The 23,829-nt window shown below is 69.6% G+C and carries 15 protein-coding genes; 3 read left to right on the top strand and 12 right to left on the bottom strand.

What is annotated here, in order from left to right; translation table 11 throughout:
* Nucleotides 1-32: 32 nt before the first annotated feature.
* Entirely contained in the window at nt 33-1,790 is a 1,758-nt protein-coding gene (locus THSYN_RS10755; RefSeq protein WP_100919141.1) for a hypothetical protein, read from the bottom strand.
* A 262-nt stretch (nt 1,791-2,052) separates the two neighbouring features.
* Here THSYN_RS10755 and THSYN_RS10750 point away from each other — a divergent pair, with 262 nt between their 5' ends.
* Both THSYN_RS10750 and THSYN_RS10745 read left to right on the top strand, forming a co-directional pair.
* Complete coding sequence (locus THSYN_RS10750; RefSeq protein WP_100919140.1) at nt 2,053-2,259, top strand: hypothetical protein; 207 nt, start codon at nt 2,053-2,055, stop codon at nt 2,257-2,259.
* Between the two features lie 23 nt (nt 2,260-2,282).
* A complete protein-coding gene (locus THSYN_RS10745; RefSeq protein WP_157817595.1) occupies nt 2,283-2,666 on the top strand; it encodes a hypothetical protein in 384 nt (127 codons plus the stop codon).
* Here THSYN_RS10745 and THSYN_RS10740 read toward each other — a convergent pair.
* Nucleotides 2,653-4,368 carry a hypothetical protein gene (locus tag THSYN_RS10740; protein ID WP_100918684.1) on the bottom strand — a complete coding sequence of 572 codons (1,716 nt, stop codon included), beginning with the start codon at nt 4,366-4,368 and terminating at the stop codon, nt 2,653-2,655. The two genes, THSYN_RS10745 and THSYN_RS10740, sit on opposite strands and share 14 nt — an antisense overlap.
* 245 nt (nt 4,369-4,613) lie before the next feature.
* Here THSYN_RS10740 and THSYN_RS10735 point away from each other — a divergent pair, with 245 nt between their 5' ends.
* Nucleotides 4,614-5,012, top strand: coding sequence for a hypothetical protein (locus THSYN_RS10735; RefSeq protein WP_100919138.1), 399 nt, complete (start codon nt 4,614-4,616; stop codon nt 5,010-5,012).
* Between the two features lie 17 nt (nt 5,013-5,029).
* Here THSYN_RS10735 and recB read toward each other — a convergent pair whose 3' ends face one another.
* The 10 genes from recB to recC form a co-directional block, all read right to left on the bottom strand.
* Entirely contained in the window at nt 5,030-8,827 is a 3,798-nt protein-coding gene (recB, locus tag THSYN_RS10730) for an exodeoxyribonuclease V subunit beta (protein ID WP_157817594.1), read from the bottom strand.
* A gap of 87 nt (nt 8,828-8,914) precedes the next feature.
* Nucleotides 8,915-9,415 carry a helix-turn-helix domain-containing protein gene (locus THSYN_RS36970; RefSeq protein WP_335582502.1) on the bottom strand — a complete coding sequence of 167 codons (501 nt, stop codon included), beginning with the start codon at nt 9,413-9,415 and terminating at the stop codon, nt 8,915-8,917.
* A gap of 440 nt (nt 9,416-9,855) precedes the next feature.
* A complete protein-coding gene (locus THSYN_RS10715; protein WP_100919134.1) occupies nt 9,856-10,059 on the bottom strand; it encodes a hypothetical protein in 204 nt (67 codons plus the stop codon).
* On the bottom strand, nt 10,056-10,634 hold the full coding sequence (locus THSYN_RS10710; RefSeq protein WP_216644726.1) for a type II toxin-antitoxin system VapC family toxin: 579 nt from the start codon (nt 10,632-10,634) through the stop codon (nt 10,056-10,058). Before THSYN_RS10710 ends, THSYN_RS10715 begins: the two co-directional genes overlap by 4 nt.
* A 140-nt stretch (nt 10,635-10,774) precedes the next feature.
* Nucleotides 10,775-15,130: a tetratricopeptide repeat protein gene (locus tag THSYN_RS10705; RefSeq protein WP_100919132.1), complete on the bottom strand. Its 4,356-nt coding sequence runs from the start codon at nt 15,128-15,130 to the stop codon at nt 10,775-10,777.
* Nucleotides 15,131-15,636: 506 nt separating this feature from the next.
* Nucleotides 15,637-16,224, bottom strand: coding sequence for a hypothetical protein (locus THSYN_RS10700; protein ID WP_216644725.1), 588 nt, complete (start codon nt 16,222-16,224; stop codon nt 15,637-15,639).
* Entirely contained in the window at nt 16,169-16,381 is a 213-nt protein-coding gene (locus THSYN_RS10695; protein ID WP_100919130.1) for a hypothetical protein, read from the bottom strand. The genes THSYN_RS10700 and THSYN_RS10695 overlap by 56 nt, the downstream gene beginning before the upstream one ends.
* A gap of 163 nt (nt 16,382-16,544) precedes the next feature.
* Nucleotides 16,545-18,434 carry a tetratricopeptide repeat protein gene (locus THSYN_RS36890; RefSeq protein WP_100919129.1) on the bottom strand — a complete coding sequence of 630 codons (1,890 nt, stop codon included), beginning with the start codon at nt 18,432-18,434 and terminating at the stop codon, nt 16,545-16,547.
* 198 nt (nt 18,435-18,632) lie between these two features.
* Nucleotides 18,633-19,802 (bottom strand): toll/interleukin-1 receptor domain-containing protein, encoded by a 1,170-nt coding sequence (locus THSYN_RS10685; RefSeq protein ID WP_100919128.1) that lies wholly within the window; start codon nt 19,800-19,802, stop codon nt 18,633-18,635.
* A gap of 364 nt (nt 19,803-20,166) precedes the next feature.
* Nucleotides 20,167-23,613 carry an exodeoxyribonuclease V subunit gamma gene (gene recC, locus THSYN_RS10680; protein ID WP_100919127.1) on the bottom strand — a complete coding sequence of 1,149 codons (3,447 nt, stop codon included), beginning with the start codon at nt 23,611-23,613 and terminating at the stop codon, nt 20,167-20,169.
* Between the last annotated feature and the right edge of the window lie 216 nt (nt 23,614-23,829).

Below are 23,829 nucleotides of genomic sequence, written 5' to 3'. Positions count from 1 at the left end.
AAAGTGACGAAACCCGCGCCGAACTAGATATATTACATATATTTCAATGTCTGTAAACAGGAATTAAACTGAACCATGCCAGTTTTCGTGTTTGACACAAAATCAATGAGAGCACGCCGACGCCGGGCCAGCATCGACGCACCGAGGTGCGTTGTCGCCCACTGCTCGACATCAATAGTACGCACCGATTCCATCGCCTCCTGAATCAACGGAGTCGCCAGGTCGGCGATGAAGGCAGGAATCGCAAGCACCAGCTTACCGATCTCCTTGAGCGGCCCCCTGGTGGTGAAGCATTTGTATTTCCCGAAGACCGATTCGATGATATCGGAGGAGGCCAGCCAGACACTATCAGTCGGGATCTTGGCGGATTCCAATGCGACCTTCGCGAGAATCTGTTGGGTAAAGGCCGCCGCCCGTGGGGTGAGCGTTGACGGCGGTGGCAGCGTGGCCTGGAGTGATTCTTGGGAGCCCTGCTGAAGACCCGTGGATTTGAGATGCGACTGAATCAGCTTGGATTGCGCCATCATTTGCGCGTAATCCACCAGGTCATCCCGGTAGGACAGTAGCCAGGCAAAGCCGTCAAGGAAGCGACTGTACCCGGCGTCCGCTTGCTGCCAGAACACATCGTCGAGCGTATCACTCTCGAGGTCTGAGTGTGTCTGCAGTGCCTGGCAAAAAGCCGCCCGGTCGGGATAGCGAATGCCGACGATGGCCCGCAATGGGTGCGCCCGGGCGGCGCCGAACCGCGCGCACAGGTGCTCCCATGCCGGCCACTTCAGGACGTATTGCGCGCGGATCGCGCTGAAGTCGCCGCGATCATGGTAGGCGAGGACGCGTTGTGCCCACCGCACATGGACATCCAGATTCATAAAACGCGCCTTGATGCGCTGCCGAGGCGGCAGCAAGAAGGCGAGATCGGTCTGCTGCAAGGACGACCACGCGCGGCGACAGTGCGCCAGCAAGGACTCCCAGCGCGCATCTCGGCCCATCTCGGCCTTGAGCCGCGTCGCAATAAGATGCGATATATCATAAGTATAGACGCAGGCAGTGGCGTGCTCCTGAAGCAAGGCGATGCCCTTGTGCAGGTCGCTGCCGTGGTCGGCAACGATCTGGACTGGTGGACCGGTGCGTTGCGCAACGCGCCTGAGCACTTGTGCGACCCACGCTCCCGTGCTGTGTGTTGTGATCTCCACGGCCAGCACCTGCATGGCGCCGTGACACGGGCTGTAACCGCTCTGGGCCAGTGCACTCACCGGAATACCCAGGATGACGAGGCACTTGGACGCCCCCAAGGCGATCGTATGGTCGGCGACGTAGATCCAATCCGTGCGCCATTGCGGTTGGCGATTGAGAATCGCGAGACCGCAGCGATAGACCCAGTTGAGCACGGTGGTGTGGGCTGGCGCCGCCACCGGGAGTGACGCGCCGAACAGATTCAATACCCGCGCCACCCCGCGGCTGCCGAGCCCCGCGTGCAGATACAGCCGCATGGTTAACTGCATGACCATGACCGAATAGTGATGGCCGACCGGCGGGGACAGCGCAAGGTGTGGTGGCTCATCCGCTGGTTCGTCATCCGCCGGCGCCGCGGCCTCTTCGGCTCCCGTTCGCGCACGCTCCGCCTTTAGCGCACGCGCCTTCCACTGCGCGCGGCTGTGCTCCAGATCCCGAATCTTGACCTCCGCGGCCCGCAGGCGCTGCTGCCGCTCCAACGCTTTCGCCTTCCAGGCATCACGTGATCGCTGGAACAGGTTGGCCAGACGGCTCGCTGGGCTCTTGAATGCATTCATCACGTCGTGCGTGCTCCGGCAAGGCGGTCAGATCACCGCGCCAGTAGACTGATCAAGCGTTCGTCGTTTGTCAACGGCTTGGCATGAGAAAGTGGCGCACGCGTCATCGTACTCCCCCAAGCACAGAACCGACCGCCGGGCCTTCCAGGCAACACGCTTCTTGCATCGACTTTTCGGCGCCTTTTTAGGTCAGATTGAACACCCTACCCCGGCGCTCCCCCCTTCCTTGAGAAGCTATCCCGAGCTGGTAAAGAGTGTAGACGTGCAATATGACAGCGCCGGAACGGGGGACGCGACGATTAGAATCCAATACCAGACGTTTTCCTTCGCCAAGCTGCGCTCCATCTTCCCACGTAGGCAAACGATCTGGTTCCCGGCCTATCCGGACGCCGGGCACGCGGTCTCCGCGGGCATGCCCGAGAAGTTGCTCAACGACGTGACGGCCTGGATGGCCGGCACCAAACCCTGAATCTCCATTGCCCAGAGGTTACCATGAGTTCAATGCACAGACTGCTCGCCCTGGCCTTGTCCTGGGTGCTGGCAGCCGCGGCCATCCCGGGGGCCGCTCAGGCCGCCACGGCGGGTTACGAGGCGATCACCCGCGTGACCCTGACCCTGACCTTGGTGAACGCGGTCATGTCGATCCCCGACGGCCTCACCGTCAAGGCTTCAGCAAGCATCTCCGATCAATATCAGTTCACCACGGACAATGGGGCCGCCCAGTCGGAAGCGACCTTGCATCCGACCCGGATGTTGACGATGGGAATCGACGATCAGTTGATCCAATACGCCCGCAGCCTCGGTCAGGCGGGTCACCGCGAGGGTAGGGTGTTCAATATCGGACCTATTTCACAAATTATCTTCATACAGTTTTAGTGTTTGATAACGAATCAATGAGAGCATGCCGACGCCGGGCCAGCATCGACGCACCGATATGCGCTTGCGCCCAGTGCTCGACATCAATCGTACGCACCGATTCCATCGCCTCCCGAATCAACGGAGTCGCCAGGTCGGCGATGAAGGCAGGAATCGCAAGCAGCAGCTTGCCGATCTCCTTGAGTGGCCCCCTGGCGGTGAAGCATTTGTATTTCCCGAAGACCGATTCGATGATATCGGAGGATGCCAGCCAGACATTATCAGTCGGGATCTTGGCGGCTTCCACTGCCACCTTCGCGAGCATCTGTTGGGTAAAGGCCGCCGTGCGTGGGGTGAGCGTTGACTGCGGTGGCAGCGTGGCCTGGAGTGATTCCTGGGAGCCCCGCTGGAGGCCCTTGGATTTGAGGTGCGACTGAATCAGCTTGGATTGCGCCATCATTTGCGCGTAATCCACCAGGTCATCCCGGTAGGACAGTAGCCAGGCAAAGCCGTCAAGGAAGCGGCTGTACCCAGCGTCCGCTTGCTGCCAGAACACATCGTCGAGCGTATCACTCTCGAGGTCTGAGTGTGTCTGCAGTGCCTGGCAAAAAGCCGCCCGGTCGGGATAGCGAATGCCGACGATGGCCCGCAATGGGTGCGCCCGGGCGGCGCCGAACCGCGCGCACAGGTGCTCCCATGCCGGCCACTTCAGGACGTATTGCGCGCGGATCGCGCTGAAGTCGCCGCGATCATGGTAGGCGAGGAGCCGTTGTGCCCACCGCACCTGGACATCCAGATTCATGAAACGCGCCTTGAGGCGCTGCCGAGGCGGCAGCAAGAAGGCCAGATCGGTCTGCTGCAAGGCTGACCAGGCGTTGCGACAGTGCGCCAGCAAGGACTCCCAGCGCGCGTCCCGGCCCATCTCGGCCTTGAGCAGCGTCGCGATCAGATGAGAAATATCATAAGTATAGACGCAGGCAGTGGCGTGCTCCTGAAACAAGGCGATGCCCTTGCGCAGGTCGCTGCCGTGGTCGGCAACGATCTGGACCGGGGGACCGGTGCGTTGCGCAACGCGCCTGAGCACGTTCGCGACCCACGCCCCCGTGCTGTGTGTGGTGATCTCCACGGCCAGCACCTGCATGGCGCCGTGACCCGGACTGTAACCGCTCCGAGCCAGTGCATTCACCGGAATACCCAGGATTACCAGGCACTTGGATGCCCCCAAGGCGATGGTATGATCAGCGACGTAGATCCAATCCGTGCGCCATTCCGGTTGGCGATTGAGGATCGCGAGACCGCAGCGATAGATCCAGTTCAGCACCGTGGTGTGGGCTGGCGCCGCCACCGGGAATGTCGCGCCGAACAGATTCAAGACCCGCGCCACGCCGCGACTGCCAAGCCCCGCGTGCAGATACAGCCGCATGGTCAACTGCATGACCATGACCGAATAGTGATGGCCGACCGGCGGGGACAGCGCAAGCTGTGGTGGCTCATCCACTGGTTCGTCAGCCGCCGGCGCCGCGGCCTCTTCGGCGCCCGTTCGCCCACGCTCCGCCTTTAGCGCACGCGCCTTCCACTGCGCGCGGCTGTGCTCCAGATCCCGAATCTTGACCTCCGCGGCCCGCAGGCGCTGCTGCCGCTCCAACGCTTTCGCCTTCCAGGCATCACGTGACCGCTGGAACAGGTTGGCCAGACGGCTCACTGGGCTCTTGAATGCGTTCATCACGTCGTGCGCGCTCCGGCAAGGCGGTCAGATCACCGCGCCAGTAGGCTGGCCAACCGTTCGCCGTTTGTCAAGGGCTGGGCATGAGCTAGTGTCGCACCGTCATCGTACCCACCCGAGCACAGAACCGACAGCCGGGCCTTCCCGGCAACACGCTTCTTGCATGGGCTTTTCAGCGCCTTTTTGGGTCAGATTGAACATCCTACCGCGAGGGTTACGCCGAGTCTGGAATCGAGACCGATGGTGTGATCTCCATCGAGAACGCCGGAACCGAAACGGCCGAGCTGCGCTTCACCTATGACCTCTATGCCGCCGTCATTGCGCTGCTCGACGGTGACGGGATCACCGCGGTGGCCCAGTCTGACTGGATCATCGGCGACGAAGCCGGGCAGGTCAGCATTGGCGAGGGGCTCTACGCTGACGCCGAGAACGATGTTCACCCCGTCAACTGGATCGAATCGGGTAGCTTTACGCTGACCGTGGCGGGAGGTGAGTCCGCCGCCCTGTGGGCACTGGCGGGCGCCAGGGGTGTCGCCGAGGCCCCCGAGCCGCCGCTCTGGACACTGCTCTGCCTTGGCCTGTACCTAGTCGCCATGCCCCGCGCGCGCGCAGTTGCCCCAGGCCCAAGACAACTGTTCGCCTAGTCGTCACCGTACCGGTCCTATCGATTGCTGCGCGCTGGCGCCAAGCCGGTCTGGTATTGACCGGCAGCGCCAAAAAGCCGATCCAGGTCCGCGATCAAGGCCCGCCCCGGCCGGGCGGCAAAGACCCCCCGGTCGGGTCCGGCCGCCGGCCGCATCCCGCGCAGGAAGAGATAACGCACCCCGCCGATCGCCTGGTCATAGTCATAGCCGGGCAGACGACGGCGCAGATAGCGGTGCAGTGCCACGGTATAGATCAGGTATTGAAGATGATACCCGTGCTGGAGCATGGCGCGGGCCAGCCCCGCGGGGCCATAGTCGTCCAGGCTGTCGCCCAGGTGATTGGACTTGTAGTCGAGGATGTAGAAGCGGCCGTCCACCCGCATCACGAGATCCACGAAACCCTTCATCAGGCCGGACAGCGCCGCGCTGCCCGCCCCCGCCGGCCCGCCCGCGCCCAGGGTCGGCACGCCATGCGCGGCGAGCACCGCGCCCAGGGCCCCGGGGTCGAACCCGTCCATGGCAAAGTGGAACTCCAGTTCGTTGCGCCGATCCGCCGGGGCCAGGCCGCGCAGCCGCAGGCCGTCCCGGTCGAGCGGCGTGTCCAGGACCCGGTCGACCAACTCCGCCAGCGTCTCGGCCCAGCGCGCCTCCAGGCCGTGCCGGGCGAGCGCCGATTGCGTCGCCTGCGCCAGGGCGGGGCCGACGGCGTCACGAAAATCCAGGTGCTCGAAGAGGTCGTGCAGGCAATGCCCGGCGCGGGTCCCGCGGGGAAAGCGGAACACCGGGTCGATAGCCTGCTCAGCCTGGGCCGCGACCGCGACCGCGGCCGGGTCGGGCTCGGGTGCCGACTCAGGGTCGGGCACCGACGCGGCGACGCCCTCCCCCGCATCCGGGTCCGGCAGCGGTGCGACCCGGTCATAGTCCGGCCGCTCCACATCCCGACCCTGGAGCAGCGCGGAGAAGCTCAGGAGCCGCCAGTCGTCCGGGATCAGCCCCGCAAAGACCGCCGCTCGCAGCACCGGCCCCGGGGCGGCCCCCGCGGGGGCGCCGGGCGGCGCCTCGCTCAGCGCGTCTTCAATGCAGATGGACCCAGCCAGCGGCGGCGCCAGGTCCGCCCCCAGGCGCTCGACCTCGGCGCGCAGTTCGGTATCGGTCAGGGCCGCCATGCGCCCGGCGGCCGGGGCCCCGTCCGGGCCTTGGTGCAGCAGATAGGCGGCCGCCGCGCCCTCGGCCTGGTTCACCGGCCCCCAATGGATGACGCAGCGGTGCCGGGCGCGGGTCACGGCGACATAGAGCAGGCGCAGGCGCTCGGCCAGGTCCTCCTGCGCCGCCAGTGCCCGATGGGCCTCCTGGTCGCGCGACCCGAGATCCAGACAGGCGCTCAGGGTGTCGCGGTCATGGAAGGCGACCGGCTCCTGCTTGCCCGCACCGCGCCCCTTGGACCAGGGCAGGGGCAGGAAGACCACCGGGTATTCCAGGCCTTTGCTCTTGTGGAAGGTGACGATCTGGACCAGGTTCTCGTCACTCTCCAGGCGCAGCAGCGCGGCCTCGCCGCCGCTGTCCCCGTCAGGCCGACGCCGGTCCGCCAGCCAGCGCGTGAGCCCCTCGTGACCCTGGTGTTCACGCGAGGCAGCCTGGGCCAGTTCCGCCAGGTGCAGCAGATTGGTCAGCCGACGCTCCCCGTCCGGCCCCCGGCGCAGCCGCTCCGGCACCTGCTCACCCTGGATCAGTGCATCGAGCGCGGCCATGAAGCCGCGGTTGCGCCAGACCTCCCGATAGCCGCCGAAGCGGCCCAGGACCTCGCCCCAGCGCGCCTCCGCCGCCGCCGCGCCCGCCGCCGGCCCGGCGCCGAGGCCCCCGCCCAGCGCGCCCAGCTCGGCGGCGGTCCAGCCCAGGAGCCGGGTGGCGAGCGCGGTGCGTACCCGCGCCTCCCCCGCCCCCGGCGCCAGTGCCGCCAGGAGCGCGGCCAGGTCTTCGGCCTCCGCCGAGTCGAACACCGTCTGCTGGCCGATGCTGACCGAGCCGATGTCGAGCGCCGCCAGCGCGTCGCGGATCAGCAGCCCGTCGCCATGCTTGCGCACCAGCACGGCGATGTCCCCGGCGCGCAGCGCACGCTCGCCGACCCGGGTGGTCCCAGCGGCGGCGCCCTGGAGCAGGTCGGCGATCTGGCGGGCGCAGTCGCCGACCGCCAGATCGCGCGCCGCCTCGGCCGGGATCCGGTCGCCCTTCTTGGTCGCCGCCCCCGCCCCCAGGGGGAGCCAGCGAAAGACCAGGGCCGCGGCCCGCTGCCCCGCGATCAGGAGCGGCTCCCGGTCCGCGTCCGACCAGGCATTGACCGGATCGAACCGGATATCGGGCTCGAAGATGAAGGGCGCCGCGACCCGCCCGAAGAGCCGGTTGACCGTGGCCACCAGCGCCGCGGCGGAGCGGCGGTTGGTGTCCAGGGTGTGGACCTGCCCCGCCCCCTGCGCCTGTCGGCGGGCGGCGATGTAGGTAAAGATATCGGCCCCGCGGAAGCCGTAGATCGCCTGCTTGGGGTCGCCGATCAGGAACAGCCCCGTCGCCGCCTGGCCGCCGTAGATGGCGCGCAGGATGCCGTACTGGAGGTCGTCGGTGTCCTGAAACTCATCGATCAGTGCGACCGGGTGGGCGCCGCGGATGCGCGCTGCCAGGGCCGGACCGCGGGGACCGGCCAGGGCCTGCGCGGTGCGCGTCAGCAGGTCGTCGAAATAGATGACACGCCGCTCGTCCTTCAGGCGGGCGAGATCCGTGCGCAAGGCCCGGTAGGCGTCGGCCAGGACCGCGGCACGGCGGGCGCGGGCCAGGGTCTCCGGGTCGATGGCGGCCAGGCGTTCGCAGCGGGCGAAGAAGGGATGCTCCGGGGTCGTCCCCTTCTTCTTGGTCGCGCCCTTGAGCTTCTCGGGCGTAAAGAGCGCCAGACGCGCGGGCGGCTGGCCGGTCGGCGGGCCGTTGCACCAGGCGTCCATGGCGGCGATGGCCTCCTCGACGGCGGCCGGCTTGTAGCTGGTCAGCGCGAGCGATGGGTTGTCGCGGAGCATGGCCGTGACCGCCTCACGGGCACCGGGCCAGGCGCCCGCGAGTTCCGCGTGAAGGGCCAGGAGTTCGGCTTGCAGGCGGGACCATTCGCTCAGTTCCTCGCCGGTCTCCGCGGCCCCCGGGGCCGGCAGCAGCAGCGGCGCGGCGCGGCCCAGGTAGGGCGCCAGGGTGGCGAGCAGGCTGGCCGGGCCTTGCGGCCACTCATCCAGCAGCCAGGCGGCCTCGGCCGCGTCCGCCCGCGCCATGCGGCGCCGCCAGAAATCCTGGGCGGCGGCGGCGCGCAGGTCCTGCTCATCGGTGATCAACTCGGCGTCGAAGGGGGCGCCGCTCTCGAAGGCGAAGTCCTTCAGCACCCGGCCGCAGAACCCGTGGATGGTGCGGATGGCCGCCCGGTCCAGGCTCGCGATGGCCGCGTCCAGGCGGGCCAGGGCCAGGGTCTGGTCGGGCTGCCCCGCGAGCGTCGCGCACAGGAGCGAGTCCGTCCCGGACCCGTCCCCCCCTTTCAGCGCCGCCCGCGCCTCGCGCAGCCGTTTGCTGATGCGCTCGCGCAGCTCCTCGGTCGCCGCCTCGGTAAAGGTCAGGACCAGGATCTCGTCCACCCGCCGACCCGCGTCCAGGATCAGGCGCAGGACCAGGTGGGCGATGGCGTAGGTCTTGCCCGTGCCGGCGCTCGCCTCGATCAGGTGCAGGCCGGTGAGGGGGATGGTCAGGGGGTCGAGCGGGGTGCCGGCGGCTTGGTTGGGGTTTGGTTGATTCATTCCGGGTGCCGAAATCAGTCCGCGAAGAAGGCGCCGCATCCGGCTGAAGCCTTTTGCCGGCCAAGATCATCTCATACGCCGCGCCCGTTACGAATTTTGGAGCTTAAGCAGTATTTCGGGATGACTGACCGCAACCCGGAGAAGCATCTTCGCGGCGCCCGTGGGTTCGCGTCGGCCTTGCTCCCAGTCCTGGACGGTGCGAGGTGAAACGCCCAGCAGACGTGCGAATGCCGGTTGGGAAAGCCCGATTTTCGATCGTGCTTCCGCCGCTTGAGGAACTTGAATGTGGGTAACGCGAGCGGCTTTCCCACTCTTCATCTGCCTGACGGATTCGAGTAAATCATTTTGAAATTTCTCAGTTTCTGAAGGCATCTTCAATCTCGCTCCGTAGTTTGGCAAGAAATGCTGCTGGCAAGTTGTCGAACTTGGATTTAGCGTAAACAATGAGTAACCAAATCGCCGCGTTATGAGCCAGGAAATAGATAACCCTGGCGCCGCCTCGCTTGCCGGTTCCCGGTCTTGACCATCGAACCTTTCTGCATCCTCCGGAACCCGGGATAACATCTCCCGCTTCAGGGTGTGAAGCAAGCCAGACGATGAACTCGTTTCTTTCGTCGTCTGCCCATAGGTCCGCTGCATACTTGACGAAGATGTCAGTTTCAGCGACTGTTCTCATATCACATAATATACGGCGTTGCCGTAGTTTTGACAAGCATAGCGCATCCAGCCCGGCGCCCGCGTCCGTGAGCGGCCGCCCCCACCGGAGGTCGAGGCTTCAGTCGGACCAGCGGTCGCGCAGGGGCGATGTCGACCGCCCAGGTCCCCCAGTGGCAGCGGCTTCAGCCGCGACGAGGCCAGGACAGCTTGCGCGGTCGCGTCGCGGCTGAAGCCGCTCCCGCCGGGTCTCGGCCTGATCTGCGGTTTCCGACGCGTTCCCAAGGCAGGAGACTGTGTCGGCATTGCGTGAGGGCGCTCTTCGTCGCCTGGATGGAGCGGGTCCATTTTCATGGCCCCATTTTCACCGCTGGTCAGGTGCCGGAAGCCGACGCCAGGTTCTTCGCCGCCTCGAATAAATCGTCCACCGTGCGCTCCTGCCAGAGTCCCTGCTGCCACTCGGTGTAGTCGAACGGCTCACGACGGACCAAGGCGATGAAGCGCTCGGACTCGACGAGTCCAAGATGCTTGCGCAAGGCCAACATGCCCTCGTGGCGGATCAGTTGGTCGGTTTTCATTCCATGCCCTCCATAAGAATCAGAAAGTCCAGGGGACCAATGGCCTTTGCGTCCGGTACACGCACGGCCTTCTTCAGCAATCCTCGATCGGTCGTGATGAAATAGTCGCAGTCGGCGTGGATACTGCAAGCCAGATGCAGAGCGTCCTTAGGTCTGATGCCAGTCAGAGCGGAGATCGCATTGGCGCGTTCCCGGATATCCTCCAGCGGACGGACATCGTGACTGGCGAGCGCCTTCCACTCGACGATGGCTTCACGCCGCTCCGGGTATGGGTTTGCCGCATTCTCATAATCCAGAATAAACGACCAGACCAGCGTCAGACGACCGGACAAAATCGCGCCTTGGATATACAGCTTGGCCTCGGTTTCGAGCCTGATCAACTCGGATGCCTGGCTGTCGTAAGGGCGGTTAAAGCAGCAATTATCCAGATAAACGCGAAATTTTCTCATTGGCATCGAGCCGGCGTGGCTGCGTAAGTTAACGATGCGAGATCGCGCCGCACTGGGGCGCGGCGCTCCCAGTGCGGAGCCCGGCGCATGGCGCGGGACGGCCGGGACCGCATGGCGGTGAAGCATAGCGCATCCAGCCCGGCGCCCGCGTGCGGAGCCGACGGCGCCTACCGGAGGTCGATGCCTTGAAGGTCGCGCAGCGACGCTGTGGGAGCGGCTTCAGCCGCGACGGGTCGCACGGGGACGCCGCGCCCGGCTGGGCCATGCTACGCCTCGTCGCTCAGGGCGGCGAGGGTCGCGGGGTCGGCGATGGCCTGGAGGATGGTGTCGATGATGACGGCGTCGTCCTGGTCCAGGGCGGCGCAGAGGGTGTCGGGGTCGCGCTCGCCGGTGCGCAGCAGGCGGATGGCGGCGGCCAGGTTGGTCCAGCCGTTGGCCTCCCGTTCGGCCAGGGCCTGCTCCAGGGCGGCCTGGGGGTGCGCGGCGGCGGGGCCGGGGGCGGGTGCGCGCCGGAGCAGCCGGCCGATCAGGGGCAGGCGGGCGAGCCGGCCGGCCGGCCCGGGGGCCGGGGCGGCGAGGGCCTGCGCGACCAGGCGGATCAGCGGCAGGTGGGGCTGGAGCCGGTGGCGGGTGCCGGGGAAGGCGCGCAGGGCGGCGCGGGCGCGGCGGCGGTGGGCGCTGGACTGGGCGGCCAGCGCGGCGCCGGTCGCGGGGTCCGGGGCGGCGGCGCGCTCGCGGTCGGTGATCCGGGCGAGTAGCTCGTGGGTCTTCCAGATCGCGGCCGCGCCCGGGTCCAGGGTCTCCTTGATCGCCAGCGACTCCTCCGCCAGGCGCCTGGCCTCGGCGAGTCGGGTGGGTTGGGACTGGAGCAGGTCGGCGAGGTTCTTGAGCCCCTTCGACAGGTTGACCGGGTCACCGAAGGCGCGAGAGCCGTCGATGGCCTTGCGGTACCAGTGCTCGGCCGCCTCCGGTCTATCGGCGTTCCTGGTGACGTTGGCGAGGTTGTTCCAGGTCCGGGCGGCACCGGCCAGGTTGCCTAGCTGCTCCTCGATCCGCGCCGATTCGCGGTAGTGACGCTCCGAGTCGTCCCAGCGGCCCGCCCGCCGGTAGACCATGCCGAGTTGGTGCCAGATGACCGCCTCGCTGGCCGGCTCGCCCAGTCGCTGGAAGAGGTCCAGGGCCTCGCGGTAACGGCGCTCCGCCTCGTCCAGCCGGCCCTCCCGCATGGCCAGGGTGCCGAGCTGTCCGAGGATTGCGCCCAGCGAGCGCTCGTCGTTCTGGGCCTTCATGACCTCCAACCCGTCCTCATAGGCCCGCCGCGCCCCGGCATAGTCGCCGCTATCAGTGAGCGCATCGGCTAGGTCGGTCAGTGCGACCCCGCGCTCGCGCCTGACCTGATCCGTCTGTTCCAGCCGGTCCAGCACCGCGATCTTCTCCCGTTGGCGCACAGCGGCCAGGTCCGGTCGGCCGCCAGCCCTCAGGCAACGGCCGAGCCGACCCAGGGTGAGGGCACGCTGATAGCCCGGTGCCTCACCGAGCCGGGCCAGGAGCGACTCGAAGCACCCCATGGCCTCGCCGATCCGGCCGGTGGTGCGCAGCCGCTCGCCCCGGTTGGACTCGGCCAGGAACCAGTCGGCCAGGTCGTCCACCCGGGCGGCGGCTCCGGCGCGCCGGAGCAGGTCGTCGGACTCCCGGCCGAGCCCGAAGGCGCCCAGGAACCGGTTGAGGCAGGTGGCGAACTCGCCCGCCCCCGCCTCCCCCGCGGCCAGTGCGCCATGGCAGGCGTGGATCAGGTTGGGCAGTTCCAGCCGGGCGATGGCCCGGGCCTGGTGCGGGTGCTTTTCGTCCTCGTCATGCAGGTACCGGACCGTCAGCGCATAGCGCGCCCGGTGTGCCGCGGCGAGCCGCGCCCGCTCGGGCGCGTCCAGTTCGGACCACAGGAGCGGGGCCAGGCTGGGGTGGAAGCGCAGGTAGGGCCAGCGGACGCCGGGGAGCGGCTCGGGCTCGATCAGGGCCGCGGCCACGAGCTGGTCGCGGACCTGGGTCCAGGCGACCGCCTCTCCGCTACCCCCTGCCGCGGCCGGGGCCGGGGTTGGGGCCTCGAGCCGGGCGCGGAGTTCATCGACCTGCGCCGCGATCTGGTCGCGAATCTGCGCCAGGACCTCCGGCGGCAGGACGGTGCCCTCCGGCATCCCGCTCGCCCGCAGGACCGGCCCCAGGTCCCCGGACGCCAGCGCGTCCAGGAGCAGTTGCAACTGGGCGCGGCCCTGCGCGTCCGGCGGCGCCTCGTCCGGTACGCCCAGGCCGGTGATGGCGAGCAGGTCGTCCTCGCAGGCCCCGCCCTGGAAGACCCCCAGGCGCGGGATCAGGGCGCGGGCGGTTGGGTCCAGGCGGTCGAGCGAGAGTTGGATGGAGGCGCGAAGGAGCGCGGGCGTCCCGCCCGCGTCGTCGGTGCGGGACGCCCCGGCGCCTTTGAGCAACGCCTCCAGGCGCTCACCCAAGGCCTCCGGCCCGCGGTCCTTGAGCTGCTGCGCCAGCACCCGGATGGAGAGCGGGTGGAAGGCGACCCGCTCGAAGAGGTCGATCAGGGCGGCGCGCCCGGGGGCCGGGACGCTCGGCAGCGGGGGCAGCAGGGCCAGGGCGGCGTACCACTCCAGCGCGTCGTCCGGATTGTAGCGGCTGCCCAGACCGGCGAGCGGGATGGCGCGGTGGACCCGGGTCCCGGCGGCGCGGAAGGCGGGGTGGTCAAGCTCCGGTTGGCGGGTGGTGCAGAGGATGCGGGTGCCGCGGTGCCGGGGGTCGCGGCACTGAAGCTGCGACCAGGCGGCGGCGGCGTCCAGCAGTTCGTCCAGGGCCGGCTTGAGGTCGGGGGCCGCCAGGGGCTCCAGGTTGTCGAGGATCACCAGCGTGGGGGTGCGGCGCAGGGCCTCCAGGGCGGCGTCGGCGTCGGCGAGCGTCGTGTCCAGCACGGCGCCGATGGCGTTGAGCGCGGCGCGCAGGGCGTCGCGGCCCTGCTCGCGGGCGAAGTCGACCCAGACGACGGCGTCGAAGAGCCCGGTCCGCTTGAGCCAGCGGCCGGCCTCGAGCGCGAGCGCGGTCTTGCCCTGGCCGCCGAAGCCGGTCAGGGTCAGGCGCAGGGCCGCCTGGGGGGTGTCGGCGGGGGCGGAGAAGGCGCGCTCGATCGCCCAGAGTTCGCGGCGGCGGCCGTGGAAGCCGGTTTCCGGGAGCGTGGGCGTCCCGCCCGCGCGCGCCCGCGGGGCATCCAGGCCATCACCCTCCGCCGCTCCCGGCAGCAACAACGGCAAATCCTCCCCCATCTGATACAGCGCCGGGATGAACCAGTCCTGCAGACTGAGCCAGACCCGCTCCTCGCCCCGCTGGAGCTGGTACTTGCGCGGGTCCTGGGCCAGGCGCAGGCGCGCGGCGTCGAGCGACTCGCCCAGGGTGCGGCGGCGGGCGAGCTGTTTGTAGACCTCGCCGAACAGGGTGCGGGTGGTCGCGACCAGGACCGAGTGGGTCATGGCGAGCACGGCGGGGATGCCGGTGGCGGTGAGGCGCGCCGCCACGCTGCCCAGCTCGGCGGGCCGCTGGCCCGCCGGGTCGTTTGATTCGTTGGTTTCTTGAGCGGGGGCCTCGGGGTGTGCGGGGTCCTGGGCGGCAACGGCGGCGGATTGGCAGGCGGAGAGGATGACCAGGGCGACGCGGCGCCGGTGCAGGGTCTCGCCCAGGCGGTGGGCGGGGACGAAGTCGGTGCCGCCCGCGGCGTCCTCGAAGAGGAGGTAGCCGGTGTCGGGCGGGTACTCGCCCGGCCCGCCCTGGTCCTTCTGGACTGACTCGGCGGGGGCGCCGGACTTGCCGCCGGCCGCGTGATGGCGGGCCGGCAGATTGCCCGCGCGGTCGAAGCAGCCGTGGCCGTCGAAATGCAGGCAATCGACGGGCGGCAGGTCGGTGCGGCCCAGCCGGTCGGTGAGGGCCGCGAGGGTGGGCGGGCGCAGGAACTCGCAGGTCACGCGGCCCGGGGCCTCGGCGTCGAGTGCGTCCAGCACGGCGCGCGGGTCCAGGCGCGGGTCGAGGAAGCCGGCGTCCGCGGGGCGGCTGACGACGAAGAGGAGGTGCAGGCGCTCTTTGGGCGCGACCGGGAAGGGCTGGCGCCCGCCGGTCGCCCCGGGAACGCGACGGCGGATGGAGAGTCGTTCGTGAAAGAGGTAGGTCCCGTCCGGCGCCGTCGTGTCGTGGAGCAGTTCCCAGGGGAGCGCGAGCACCGTCGGGTCCAAGGCGCTGATGGTGATGAGCCGGGTCGGCGGCGCGGTGCCGGTGGGGTTCGGGGACTGGGGCTCCGACTCCTGGAAGCGGAAGAAGGCCCGTTTCGCCTGGTCCGCGGCAAAGACGGACGCGAAGAGCCTCTTGCCCAGTTCCGGCAGCCGGGCGCGGATGCGCGCCGCCTCGGTGTCGTCCGGGTCGCCCAGGGCGCGGGCGCCGTAGGTCTCGATGTACCAGGCGATGTCCGCGTGGTCCTTGGGCGTGAAGGGGTCCGCGAAGGGCAGCGGACCGGACGCCAGCCCGTCGAGGCTGACGACCACATGATCGGCGTCGGGGAATTGGAGATTGAGCTCGGCGGCCATCCGGGGGCTCCCTGTGTGATCCGGTTCCGCCGATAGTAAGCCCTTTTGCGGGTGCTGGTGAAGCGGCGGCCTGGGTCCGACCCCGGGGCGTGCGGCGCTTCAGGGCTCGGCCCACTGGGAGCGCCGCACCCCAGTGCGGCGACGGTCTCGCGAGCACACCCAAGGCCGCGGGCGTTGGCGCGGGCGTCGCCGCACTGGGGTGCGGCGCTCCCAGTGCCGGCGCTTGCCGCAGACCCGTAGCCTGGATGGAGCGCAGCGCAATCCAGGTCCGCGCCGCAACCCGCGGATGACTCGTGTATCCGTGGGGGCCGCCCCGGATTGCGCTGCGCTCCATCCGGGCTACGGGGAGGTCACGGCGAAGGTTCCATCTCCGGCCGGGACCCCGTGGGAGCGGTCTTCAGCCGCGACCAGACCTCGCAAGTCGCCTCAGCGTTGCGGGTTACCGCGGCCTCGAGTCGCGGCTGAAGACCGCTCCCACGGTCAGGCCGGGTCGCAGGCGAACGGAGTCACGGATTGCCCTCCAGCCGCCGCAACGCCTCGCGCAGGATGCGGGCGTCGGCCTGATCCTTGGGGCGAACGCCCTGCTTGGTCTTCAAGAGACCCGCCAGGTCCAGTACCGGCACCGCTTCGCCGTCCAGGTCGAGCCAGGCGATATGTCGTTCCAGTTCCGCGAAGCTGATCCCTGCGACCGAGGGCATGATGTCGACCGTGAATTCATCGTTGAGGCGGATCGCGTGCAGATAGTCTCCCTCGAAGGGGTCTGATTCACCGCTCAGGGTCTTGCTCGCGCCATCCGGCAGTTCGGCCAGCGCGGCGATCCAGCGGGCTGAATTTTCGGGATCGGGGGCAACCGCGATGTCGATGTCAACCGTCATCCGGACATAGCCGTTGGCGGCCAGGGCATAGCCGCCGACCAGCACATAGCGCACACGCGCACGGTTGAGCAAGCGGACGGTCGTCTGGACATCCTCCCAGGTGGCGGGACGGGTGTAGTCGTCCGCCGATCCGTCGGCGGCCGGTCCCGGCGCCTGCAACGGCTTAGCGCCGAAGAGTCGCTGCAACCAGTTCGGCTTGCCATTTTTCCCAATCGGCATTGGCGGCCTCGTGTGTCGGGTAGCGAAAGACACCCTTGGGGACCCGGGTGCGGGTCTGCGCCATGGCCTCGCGCCAGGCGATCTCCGCGGGGGTGGGTGGTGCCACCACGCCGATGGGGCGCTGGGTGCGGCGGCCGATGGTTCTGCGGATTGTCATGGGTGACTACCGATGCCTGCAAGCAATCGTTGGGGCTGATCATAACGCCAGGCACCGGCTTTGCGGCAGCCCGTCGCGGCCTGGGGGCCGCTCCTACGCGGTAGGAGCGGCCCCCAGGCCGCGACCAATGCCACTCGCGCGATCGTCGCCAGTATCATGGGCGTCATTCCGGGGGCCGCTCGGGGACCTGGACGCCAAGCTCGGCGGCGACCTGGGTGAGGCGCGGCCAGAGGCCCCACTGGCCGATGGCCTCGATGCGCGACCGGGCGCGGGCCAGGGCCTCGCGCGTCTGGTCCGGGCGGCCCTGGTGGTGGCGCAGGCGGGCCTCCAGCAGGTAAAGCTCGGTCTCGCGGCGGCCGTAGCCGGTGCGGCGGATGATCTCGTGGGCCTGGGCCCAGGCGCGGGCGGCGTCCGGGATGGGGTCGGCGGCGGGTGGGTCGGTTGGGGCGCAGTCGGGGCCTGGTAACCCGCTCCGGTCTAGCTGGTCGTCGTTCCGGCAGGATGCCGGAACCCGGTGCCATGGATGCTCGCTCGGTGCCGGCACGCAGATATCAGGCAAGCCCGAACCGCCTGCGGGCGAGTCCGCGGCGGCCCGCTCGGAGATCGGCGCGGCGGTCGCGGGCGCCGGGGTCGGGCGGGTGAGGCGGTCCAGGTGCAGGTGGCCTTCGAGTAGGGCGCAGTCGGCGAGATAGGTCTGCATGTTGCCGCGGCGGGCGATGGAGAGGGCGGCGTCCAGGTCGGATTGGGCTTGCCCCAAACGGTGCTGATCGCGGTCATTCTGGCCACGGATGATGTGCAGGAGGGGCATGCGGTCGACGCGGTTTGCCCGGCGCATGGTCGCGATTGCCCGGTCCAGGGCAGCGCCGACTTGCGTATGAGATTCGGGGCCCCCTGCGGCTGCGATTGCTTGGCCGATCATGCAGTGGTCGAGTGCCAGGGATAGCAGATGCCCGGTTGGCTCGTCGTACGCCAACGAGGTCCGCGTCCGATTAACAACCGCACGCCGATCGCGCCTATCCTTGGCCTGCTCGAGCAGCAATTGGGCGAAGTCGAATCCCCACAGACCAACAAGGGTCGGATGGCTGGGCGACAGTTCCGCTTCCAGCGCATCCGATTCGGCGAAGGCGCTCGCCGACTCTGCGAACCGACCCTGACCCTGCAGGACCCGGCCGAGGTAACCGAGTGCCACGAGCCTGGAACCTTTGGCCTCGAACGCATCTGCTATCCGGCAGGACGCCTCAATTGACTCCCGCGCAGTCTGCTCGGCCTCAACCCATCGCCCCAGCGGGGTTTGAAGGTCGATGAGGTTGCTCGACGAGCCACAAAACTTATCCCAGTCGCCAGACTCGCGCCAGTGATCCCGCTCCGTCTGTCGCGGCCCCAACGACTCTTCGAGCCGGCCAAGCGACATCAGACAGAAGGCGACGTTGGCAATCAACCAGGTTGCGGCGGGCTCGGGCAGGTCCCCGGTCACTGGCGGCTCGGACCAGCCAGCCGGGAAAAAACCGGCGAGCGCCGACAGGTCCGCCGAGATGGCACCGAGTTGGAACAGGCTATAGTGCTGCTTGACGCGGCGGATGCGGTCCCGAAAGAGCCGTAGCGCGGCTTCATACAACCCCGCCCGGCACCCATGCCCCACCGCGCGGTAGAGCGGCTCCAGCCCATCCAGCCCATCCGGCCACTCCTCCCCCGGCACCAACCGAAACCAGTCGAACAGGCACCGATGCGCCGCCCGCCAGGCATCCGGCCGCTCGACCTCCAACCGGGCGCCGAAGCGCTCGCGCACCAGCGGGTGGGCGTCCAGATCCGGTTCGGCCGCGGCCGGGTCGCAGTCGACCAGCCCCCATTGGCGCAGCCGCGCCAGTGACTCGGCGATAGCCCGGTCGTCCGCGTCGCGCAGGGCTTCCGTCAGCCCGGGGATGGGCGGCTCGGCGGACTTGAGCGCCAGGAGCGCACCCCAGGGGGCCGGGCGGTCGAAGAGCCCCAGGCACTGCACCAATTCCCGGTCCAGGGTCTGACCGCCGTGGGCCAGCTCGGAGTCGAACCAGCCCATGATGGTCGCCGCGTGGATGGGAGCGCGGGCATCCTGCCCGCGCGCGGGCGGGACGCCCCAGGTCCTCGATGCTCTTACGCGCCCCGGCAAGATCCTGCCCGCGCGCGGGCGGGACGCCCGCGCTCCCAGGCCAATCCCACCCCAGGAAGGCGGCGGCGCTGTCGTCCAGGAAGGTGTGGGCGAACTCGGCCGCCAGGGTCAGGGCCAGCGGGTGCCGGTCGCAGCGCTCGGCCAGGGCGTCCAGTTCGTCGGGGCTGCCGGCGACCCCGCGGGACTGGAGCAAGGCGCGGGCGCCGTCGGGGCGCAGGGCATTGAGATCGAACTGGATGAAGCCGGGCCCGTCGGCGATGCCTTGACGCTGCCGTCGATGTCGGGGTCGGTGGACGCCTGTTGCAGCGGCTCCAGTCCGTCCAGCAGCAGGACGATGGGCGCGTCCGCCGGGGCGCGGGCGGCGGTCTGGGCGAGCCGCTCGCCCAGGTCGTAGTCGGATGCCTCGGCCCCGCCGCCGGTGGGCTCCCACCCGAGCCCCGCCAGGGCGGTGAGCAGGAAGCCGCGCGCGCTGGTGCTCTGGTTGCGGCTGCCCTGGGAGTAGAAGGAGTGGCCGACGAAGCGGGTACCGGCGGGCCAGGCGTGGTGTTCGAGCCACCAGCGGGTGAGCGCGGACTTGCCCATGCCGCCGGGGGCGACGCAGAGCAGGACGCCGCGCCGGGCGCCATTTGCGGTGCCGAGTTGGGCGTCGAGCCGGGCCAGTTCGCGCTCGCGGCCGAAGAGGCGGTCGGTGCGGCCGGGCAGGCGCGCGAGGACCTTTGCGAGGCGTTGGGTCAGGTCGTCGGCCGGCTGTTCCGACTGCCGGGTCTCCAGGGTGCCGACGACTGGCTGCGGGGCGGGTCCGGAGTGGGCGGCGCGGTGGCGGCTCAACGCCTTGCCGATCTCCTGCACGACATGCGTATAGGCGAGTGCCTGCGGGCGGAAGGCGCGCATCGGCTTGGCGTCCCGCGGGAGCATCTGGGTGGCGCGGATGAAGTCGATCGCCGGCCAGTTGCAGTGCTGGGTGAGGACGAACAGGATCAGGGTTCCCTGCGCCGCCCGGCGCTCCAGAAAGGCGGGGACCTCGACATCCATGCAGAAGCCCGAGGCGAGGAAGTGCTCCTCGACCAGGAAGATGGCGCCGTCGGCGCGGGCCATGGCGGATTCGATCTCCTCTCGCCACCGGCTGCCGGGTGGAATGGCCCGGTCGGTCCAGGTGCTTACCAGGCCTTGGCGCTGGAGGGTCGCCAGGTGCTTCAGCAGGCGGTCCTTGACCGGCTCGTTTTCGTGCGCGTAGCTGATGAACAGTTCGAGCGGCCGAGCGGGCGGTGCGTCGGACATGGGCCTGTCCTGGTCTCAACATGGGGTGTTGCGGGGGATTGTAACCGACTGGGCTTAGCGCGAGGTCGCTGGTCCGCATAGCGGACCCTATGGCGCGAGATCGCTGGTCCGCACAGCGGACCCTACGGCGCGAGGTCGCCGTAGGGTCCGCTGTGCGGACCGAATCCCGCGCTAACCTCGCGGCGGAAGGTCCGCACAGCGGACCCTACGACCTGCCTCAGGGTCGCAGGTTACCGTAGCGTCCTCCGTGGGAGCGGTCTTCAGCCGCGACCGGGCCTCGCGAGTTGACTCGGCGTCGCGGGTTGCCGCGGCGCCTGGTCGCGGCTGAAGACCGCTCCCGCAGGGTCCGCGCCGGTCCGGGCGCTCAGTCGCCGTCGTCCTGGATCGCGGCAAACAGGGGGTCGAAGACCTGGTGGGCCAGGGCCTCGAAGGTCTGGTCGATGGGGTCGCGCCCACGCAGGGCGGTGCGCACCGCCCAATTCTGCGACTCGCCGGAGCCGCCGCCGAAGCCGCCCTCCCAGGCGTCCCAGGTCTTTTTGTCCCAGCCGGAGCGGGCGAAGGCGCAGGAGGTCTCGGGGTAGAGGGGCAAGGGGGCCGACTGGCCGAACTGGAACAGGGCGAGCAGGTGCTCCAGGTGCCCAAGGGCGCCCTGGACGGGCTCCAGGGTCAGCACGGCAAGCCCGAAGGCGCCGGTGCGCTGGTCCTGGCTCTCGGTGATCAGGGTGCTGCGCGGCTCGACCCCGGCGGGCGCCAGGTGGTTGAGCACCAGGTGCCGCACCCACAGGGCGACCAGGTCCTGGGCGCGCTGCCGGCCGAGCCGCCAGGCGACCCGCCCCCCGCCCGTGACCCCATCCACCCAGCCGACGAGCCGCAGGCCGCCGATGGCGAGCCCCAGGTCCAGGGGCGGGCGCAGGTCCCGCAGATAGGGCGCCAGCCCGTCGCGGAAGGCCGCGACCCGCCCGGCCTGCGCGTCCAGCAGCAGTTCGGCGGCGGCGCCGTGGGGCAGATCGCCGCCGGCCAGCACCAGGGCGCGCGCCTCGCTGTCGGGCCGGCCCTCCCCCGCCAGGGCCAGGAGGCGCTGGCGCAGGCCCCAGCCGGTGAGGCCGTCGAGTACGAAGGGCTCGACCTCGGCCACGGCCGCCTCGTCCTGCGGGGTGCGCAGACCCAGGCCGCGGGTCAGGAACCACTCGGCAGGCAGGCGCAGGAAGCGGATCAGGTCATCGAGTTCCAACTCCGGCACGGGCGCGTCCGTCTCCCGGGCGGCGTCCGGCGCCGCCGTGAGCGGGGCAAAGCAGTCGGAGCCGGGGGTGCGCCCGGCCTGGGCGGCGCGGCACCAGTCGTCCCGGTAGCTCCACAGGCGCGGGTCGGCGCCGTCGAAATAGCGCCGCGAGAAGGGCTGGAGCGGGTGGCGCACCAGCAGACGCTCCAGCAGGTCGACCCCGTCGGTAAAGCGGAAGGCGCCGCGGCAGTAGTCGAGCAGTTCGTCGACCAGCACCGAGGGGACCCGCACCGCGTTGTCGCGCTGGTCGCGGCCCAGATAGGAGAGATAAAGCCGCTCGCGGGCGGACAGCACAGCCTCCAGGAACAGGTGCCGGTCGTCCTCCCGGCGGGCGCGATCGCCGCGGCGCGGGGCGGCGGCCATCAGGTCGAAGCTCAGGGGGCGCTGGTCGCGGGGGAAGTCGATCCCGTTCATGCCGAGCAGGCACAGGACGCGCGCTGGGATGCTGCGCATCGGGACCATGTTGCAGAAGGTGACCCGGCCGGTCAGGAAGCGCTGGGCGGGGGTGGCGGCGTCCAGTACGGCACCGACCTCGGCGCGCAGGATGTCGAGCCCGACCGGGGCCGTGAGGCCGGCCGCGGCGCCGTTGCGCCCGAGTTGGTCGAGCGCGGCGCGCAGGGGTTGGAGCAGGTCCTCCTCGTCCTCGTCCGGCTCGAACAGGTCGGCGAGCAGGCGGTTGACGGCGCCCGCCCAGTCCGCCAGGGTGCGCGGGCGGGCCAGGGCCAGGCGCCAGTGCCCCAGGGTCTCGATCAACTCCTGGAGCCCGCCCAGGGCCAGCGCCTCGGCGCCCTCCAGGTCCGGGTAGGGCAGGACGCCGCGGTAGAGGGTGTCGCCCGGCGGCAGGGCCAGCCCCAGGAACAGGCGCCGCAGGCCGCAGGCCCAGGAGTTGGCGTCCTCGCCCGGCAGGTCCAGGTCGGCGCGCATGGCGGCGTCCAGGCCCCAGCGCACCCCGGTCTCGGTCACCCAGGTGCGGATGCGCGCGAGATCCGCCGGCTCGATCGCGAAGCGCCGGGCGATGGCCGGTACCTCCAGCCAGTCCAGCACCTGCGCCGCCCCCAGGCGGGAGTTGGGCAGCCCGAGCAGTTCCGTGACCGCGCCCAGCAGCGGCTGCTCGGCCGACAGGCGCCGGTCGGCGATGGACCAGGGGATGCGCCGCACGGCCGGCGCGGCACCGAACACCGCGTCGATGTGCGGGGCATAGCTGTCGATGTCCGGGGCCATGCAGATGATCTGCCGGGGCTTGAGCCCCGGCAGCGTCGCGAAGCAGCGCAGCAGCCGGTCGTGCAGGACCTGGACCTCCCGATGGCGCCCGTGGCACGCCTGGACCTGGATCGAGTCGTCCGTCGGGTCGAGCGGGGTGCGGTGCGCCGGGTCCGGGCTGCGCCGGTCGCGCAGGGCCAGGATGTCGCCCTGGATCAGGCCGAGCAGGCAGCCCTGGTCCGGCTCCCGGAAGTCCGGGATCTCGTCCCCGCCCATCTCGATCAGTTGGTCCTGGAAGCCCATGCCCCCGTGGCCCCAGGAGGCGAGCAGCGGGTTGCCGAGATCCAGGAGCGCGGTGCTGTCCGGGGTCCCGGTGACCAGGGCGCGGGCGCGCCCGCGCGCCTGCCGCCCCTCATCGACGATATCGGCCCAATACTGGTCACAGGGGTTCAGCACGAACAGATGGACCGGGATCAGCCCGGCGAGCCCCACCAGGACCCGGCAATAGATGGGCGGGAGCGCGGTGGGGGCGAACACCAGGACGCGCTCCGGCAGGGGCGTGCGGGGCGCAACGCCCTCGGTCAGGGCGCGGTCCAGGCGGGCGAACAGGGCGGCGCGGTGGGGCGTCTGGATCTGCGCGGCCAGCAGGCGCCAGAGGCGGGACTGCCAGTGGTCCTGGTCGGGCTTGAGGCTAGCCCCCTGCTCCCATTCAAGGACCAGTTCGGGGCGATAGACCAGGTATTGGTCGAAGAGGTCCGCCACCCGCCGCGCCAACTGGTAGGTCTTGAGCTCCCGCGGCTCGCCGACCAGGTAGCGGGCGGGCTCGGCAAAGGCGGGGTCCGCGACCAGTTGCGGCAGCCAGGCGAAGATCCGCCACACCAGGCGGTCCTTGTCCCAGTCCGATTGGGGCGGCAGGTCCGCGAACCAGCACCCGAGCAGGTCCCAGACGAGGCGCGCCGGCAGCGGAAAGCGCAGATTGGCCGCGATCCCGGTCCGCTGCGCCAGCCCCTGCGCCAGCCAGCGCGCCATCCCCTGGTTCTGGGCGACCAGAAACTCCTCGCCGAAGGGGTCCGCGGGCGGCCGGTCGAGCACCGCGACCAGGTGGTCCAGCAGGACCTCGAGGCGGTTGCTGTGGTAGATCTCAAGCATGGGGTGGGCGGACCTGGTGGCGACAAGGGCGGCGACGCGGGGGCCATTGTCACCGCAGGGGGACCCATTGCGCGAGTCCTCAGGCAACCGGCCGCGGGGTGCGATCAGAACTGATGTAGTGACCGAGATCGCGGGTACGTTGTCGTTGTCGTTGTCGTTGTCGTAATCGAATAATCCGACCACGATTACGACAACGACAACGACAACGACGCCCGGTCCGTGAGAACGTCCGGGCGCTGTCGCTGTAGGGTACGCATCGCGTGCCCGGCTCCGGCGGGCGTCGCAGCTTAGCTGGCAGGCGACGCCTCCCCTAGCGCGGCGTGGAGCGGCCCGGGGCCTTGGCCTATACTAGCGGCCTTTCGCCCACCGTTGCCGCGTCGGCGCGAACCCGCAGGCACT

Origin of the sequence: Candidatus Thiodictyon syntrophicum, assembly GCF_002813775.1 — a bacterium.
Lineage (GTDB): Bacteria > Pseudomonadota > Gammaproteobacteria > Chromatiales > Chromatiaceae > Thiodictyon > Thiodictyon syntrophicum.
The sequence above is the reverse complement of the archived record's forward strand: the minus strand, read 5'-3'. Positions and strand labels throughout refer to the sequence as shown.